Genomic DNA, 4,740 nt, shown 5'->3' on the forward strand with positions numbered 1-4,740 from the left:
GGCCTGGACATGCCTGGCCCAGGACTCGCGCCGCGCGTGCATCGTTTCCATGTGAATCCCCTGCTGAAAAATACAGAGGATGCGGGCAGGGGTGCTCGAGGAGAAGGTGGGCGGGCTGGACGCTTACAGTTGAAGTGTTCGCGCAAACGATCCAAGAGTGTCATGAGACGAGTGGGCAGCTCATGCTGAGTCAGGATGACCGGCATGCGCTTCATGATAGCCAACCCTCTGGGTAGGCTAATCCCGAACTCCAACAGGAAACCATGCATCTGGTTGACGGTTTTGGTGCGGTCTCGCACCAGTGGCTCTCGTAGACGATGCAAAACCGAAAGCGTCTGCTGGGCTTCGGTCTTAGGCGAAACGAAACGCATGGACGGACGTGATGCCGCTTCGCAGATGGCTTCGGCATCGACAAAATCGTTTTTGTTACCCTTGACGTAAGGGCGAACGAACTGAGGGGAAATCAGCTTGGCTTCATGCCCCATGACCATCAACTGGCGAGCAACGAAATGCGCTCCAGCACAGGCCTCCATCACTACGGTACATACCGGAAGGTTGCTGAAGAACTGCATCATCTGCTGACGTGAGAGTTTCTTACGAAACACCCCCCGGCCTGTCTTGTCCTGACCGTGCAGATGAAAGCTGTGTTTGCCGAGATCAATCCCGACCATTGCTAACTCGCTCATGATGATGGCCTCCGAAACGTAACCCCCTGGGAAAGCCTAGCTCTCTCAAGGTGTGGGGGTGACCATCTCATTAGGCTACCGCGCTCTTGATGTCGGAAGAACACGAGCGCATGCGCTAATTGATCAGCTAAGTGCGCGTGAGTCAGTTGAGTTGCTGTGCGAAGCCTTTGAAGTACCGCGCTCCTGCTACTACGACCATTGCCTGCGACGCCGCGCTCCAGATGTTGAGCGGATTCGATTACGCAGTCGCGTCAACGAATTGTTCACGCAAAGTCGAAGCGCTGCCGGCAGCCGCAGCATCGTGTCGATGATGCAGGAAGATGGCGAGCAGATTGGCCGGTTCAAGGTACGTGGCCTGATGCGGGAGCTGGGATTGATCAGTAAGCAACCGGGCTCGCATGCTTATAAAAAAGCGACGGTGGAGCGACCAGATATTCCGAATATTTTGAATCGAGAGTTCGATGTTCCTGCGCCCAATCAGGTGTGGTGTGGCGACATCACTTACATCTGGGCACAAGGGAAATGGCATTACCTGGCTGTGGTTATGGATCTCTTCGCGCGCCGAGTAGTGGGCTGGGCATTGTCGAGCAAACCGGATACGGATCTGGTGATCAAGGCGCTGGATATGGCCTATGAACAACGCGGTAAGCCTCAGGGCCTGCTGTTTCACTCGGATCAGGGCTCGCAATACGGCAGCCGACAGTTTCGCCAACGGCTCTGGCGATATCGCATACGTCAGAGCATGAGTCGTCGAGGTAATTGCTACGATAACTCGCCTATGGAGCGTGTTTTCCGGAGTCTAAAAACTGAGTGGATACCGACCGTTGGCTACATGACGGCCCAAGAAGCGCAGCGAGATATCAGTCATTATTTGATGCATCGCTACAACTGGATTCGGCCACATCAGTTCAACAACGGGCTACCACCAGCCCAGTCCGAAAAAAGACTTAACGTCGTGTCCGGGATCAGTTGACCACTACACTCTTCACGAGAGAGCTTCCAGAACCATCTAAACGGAGGGAGAGCAAATGAGTGCAGCGACACTGGCACGTGCACCTTCTGGCGTGACGTGGGACGGCATCAATTGGGCCGATGTCCAACGTCAGGTAAGAAGGCTGCAAGTACGTATTGTGAAGGCAACACAGGAAAGCAGACATAACAAGGTGAAAGCCCTGCAATGGCTGCTGACTCACTCGTTTAGCGGTAAAGCACTGGCTGTCAAACGGGTGACTGAAAATAAAGGCAAAAAGACTCCCGGCGTGGACAATGTCACATGGAAAACGCCGGTGGCAAAGGCCAACGCGATAGTGTCGTTGAAGCGGCGAGGTTATTCGCCACTTCCACTTCGGAGAGTGTTAATTCCGAAGAAAAACGGTAAGACAAGGCCCCTCGGTATTCCGGCAATGAAATGCCGAGCCATGCAAGCGCTGTATCTGCTGGCGTTGGAACCAATTGCCGAAACCACCGCTGATCTGAACTCCTATGGGTTCAGACCGGAGCGCTCAACCGCCGATGCAGGCGAGCAATGCTTCATCTGCCTGGCAAAGAAAACACAGGCGCAATGGGTGCTGGAGGCCGATATTCAAGGCTGTTTCGACAATATCAGCCATGACTGGATGATCGCCAACGTCCCCACGGACAAAACGATGCTAAGGAAGTGGCTCAAGGCGGGATTTGTGTATCGACACGAACTCTTCCCTACGGAATCCGGCACACCGCAAGGGGGTATCAGTACGCCGCGTACGTTCTTGCATACTTTTCTCTCCGATGCCTGAGCCAGTCGACGTCTCGCTGGCGTTGAACCCGGGATCCGGATCAACCCGAAATACCACCAAAATCTCGTCCTTGTGAATTTCGACGCGTTTGACCAGGCCGCGGATGATCTCGCGTTTTGTGACGAAATCCAGTGTGCCCAATCGGTCATGGACAGCCGCGGCAAACTCTTCGAGACGATTAATGACGAGAAACAACTCGCGCTGACCCACCTGATGACGCCGTGAGTCCTGAATCTGCTGATCAAGCTGTTCCAGGCGGCGCTTCAAGTTCCGCATCTTCGGATCAAAGTCCGTTTTGTCGATCATACCCTCGGCATAACTATCGATGAGCCGCGACTTGCCTTTATCCAGCTGCAGTCGTTGTCGTTCCAGCGCTGCGGTATCAGGATTTGTTTGTTCTTTTTCTTCGAGCACACCCAGCCGGCGTTCATATTCATTCTTTAGCCTTCCAAGGTGCGCGAGCAGTTCAACAACCTGCTGCCAGACCAGTTCATCGAGACGATCCGTTCGTATTTGCTGATTGTCACAGACGCGTTCGCCACCAAAGCGGTAGGCATCGGTTCCAATGCAACGATAATAGGCATAGTCCCGGCGTTGGCCTTTGGCCGCTGCCTTGCTGACCTTTTTACCGTAATAGGCGTAGTGACAATGGCCGCAAACGGTCAAGCCCTGAAGCAGGTAGACCGCACCATGACGGCGCTGACGTGCTTTGCGATTCTCGGCAAGCTGCTCTTGAACAGACTGAAACAATCCTTCGCTGACGATTGCCGGTACGGATATCTCGACCCACTGACCTGGATCCGTACGTACGGTTGAATACCCCTTCCTGGGCACCTCGGCACTGTGGCGTTGTGCGCGTATCCGAGGTAAACGATCACGCGTCTGTGTTTTGCCAAAAGCAGCTCGTCCCATGTAGGCTGGATTTTGCAATATCCCCCACACGGTACTGCGATCCCAGTACGGTTTACCTGAGGCGGTTAAGGTGCCTGTTGCCCCAAGGCGCCGTACCACTTCGCCGATGCTCAGTCGCTCCATCCCAATCCACTGAAATATGGCTCTGACCGTCGCCGCTTGTGGCAATTCGATGACGTACTGTGCGGGTGCTCCATCAAGTTGCTTACGAATGTAGCGATAACCGTAGGGCGCAGTCGAAAGCACATTGATGCTGCCGCGTTTGGCCGCATGAAGCTCTGCCGCGACGATTGCGCTCCATGATTTTGGCACGTTCATATTCCGCGATCATGCCCTGCATTTGCAGCAGCAACGACTCCTCCGGCGTGACGCCAATGGCATGATTGAGAAACACAACCTGCACGCCACACGCCAATAGCTCTTCCATCAGCAATGCCTGATGAGCATATTTTCGCGACAGCCGGTCTGGGGACAGGACATAGAGACGTTCCACCAGACCAAGTGCAGCGCGGTCTCTGAGCCGTTCCAATTGTGGGCGAATCAGCGTCGCACCGCTGACGCCTGCGTCGACAAAGCGCATGTCCTCAACCACGTGGGCCCCATCGGCCAAGATCCGCTCTGTCAACGCGGCAATCTGGCTTTCAATCGTGCCGCGTTTAGCCTGTTGGTCAGAGGACACGCGGGCGTAGAGCGCCACCATCACAGTCTGGCTCATTGCTCACCTCGCTTGGCAGCACGATGCTTTGTCCCAGAGGGCTGGGATGGCGACAATTCTGAGGAAGCCCGCGATTCTGTCGGCTTAAGCTGCTCGTAGGCCCTCTCGAGCTGTTCACAAGAGAACCGATTTGGCTCAAAAGCCAGACGAATATGCCAGATACGCGACTTTCGACTCATGACTGAAGTCTCCCATCAGAGGGGGTAATGCCTTCAATGACGAGAACAATCTCGACGTCGGGGCATCCTGCATGCCTTGGGGCGAAACTGTCCCTGGCAATGCGCATCCCCCATTTTATCCGAGAGTTTGCTCTGTTGTTGCCGGCGTTGTTGCCTTGCTCTGCGGGGTGACGCCTTTATGTTCTTTCTGAATCTGGTCAACCCAGCGGCGCAATGCCGACTCACCAATGCCGAGTGAACGGCTGGCTTCGATGTAGCTGTAGTTTTGTTTGAGCACAAGGTCGGCAGCCTCGCGCTTGAATTCAGGAGTAAAGGAGCGGCGTTGTTTGGTCATCTGACACCTCGATCTGGCGAGCATTCTCGCCTAAATGGGTGTCCGGTAATGAGATGGTCACCCCCACACCCTGCGAGGGCTACGCTTTCTAGGGTGTTTTATTTTGGAGGCCATTATCATGAGCGAATTGGCACTGGTC

Annotated in this window: 3 protein-coding genes and 3 pseudogenes; 2 read left to right on the forward strand and 4 right to left on the reverse strand. The window is 54.7% G+C overall.

Features of this window, described 5'->3' with window-relative positions; genetic code table 11:
* On the reverse strand, nt 1–686 hold a 686-nt coding region (locus tag TU80_RS30840), incomplete at its 3' end, for an IS110 family RNA-guided transposase (protein ID WP_248843154.1).
* A gap of 73 nt (nt 687–759) precedes the next feature.
* Here TU80_RS30840 and TU80_RS30845 point away from each other — a divergent pair.
* Together TU80_RS30845 and TU80_RS30850 are read left to right on the forward strand one after the other, a co-directional pair.
* A pseudogene (locus TU80_RS30845) lies at nt 760–1,659 on the forward strand (IS3 family transposase); the annotation flags it as partial.
* Nucleotides 1,660–1,714: 55 nt separating this feature from the next.
* A pseudogene (locus TU80_RS30850) lies at nt 1,715–2,425 on the forward strand (reverse transcriptase N-terminal domain-containing protein); the annotation flags it as partial.
* On the opposite strand, the gene TU80_RS33640 reads toward TU80_RS30850, so the two are convergent.
* The 3 genes and pseudogenes from TU80_RS33640 to TU80_RS30860 form a co-directional block, all read right to left on the reverse strand.
* On the reverse strand, nt 2,336–3,691 hold the full coding sequence (locus tag TU80_RS33640) for a recombinase family protein (protein ID WP_318533471.1): 1,356 nt from the start codon (nt 3,689–3,691) through the stop codon (nt 2,336–2,338). The pseudogene TU80_RS30850 and the gene TU80_RS33640 overlap by 90 nt on opposite strands.
* Nucleotides 3,579–4,088, reverse strand: coding sequence for a recombinase family protein (locus tag TU80_RS33270; protein ID WP_200806984.1), 510 nt, complete (start codon nt 4,086–4,088; stop codon nt 3,579–3,581). Before TU80_RS33270 ends, TU80_RS33640 begins: the two co-directional genes overlap by 113 nt.
* Before the next feature lie 321 nt (nt 4,089–4,409).
* Nucleotides 4,410–4,601 (reverse strand): annotated as a pseudogene (locus TU80_RS30860) (transposase); the annotation flags it as partial.
* Between the last annotated feature and the right edge of the window lie 139 nt (nt 4,602–4,740).

The organism is Pseudomonas veronii, assembly GCF_001439695.1.
Classification (GTDB): Bacteria; Pseudomonadota; Gammaproteobacteria; order Pseudomonadales; family Pseudomonadaceae; genus Aquipseudomonas; species Aquipseudomonas veronii.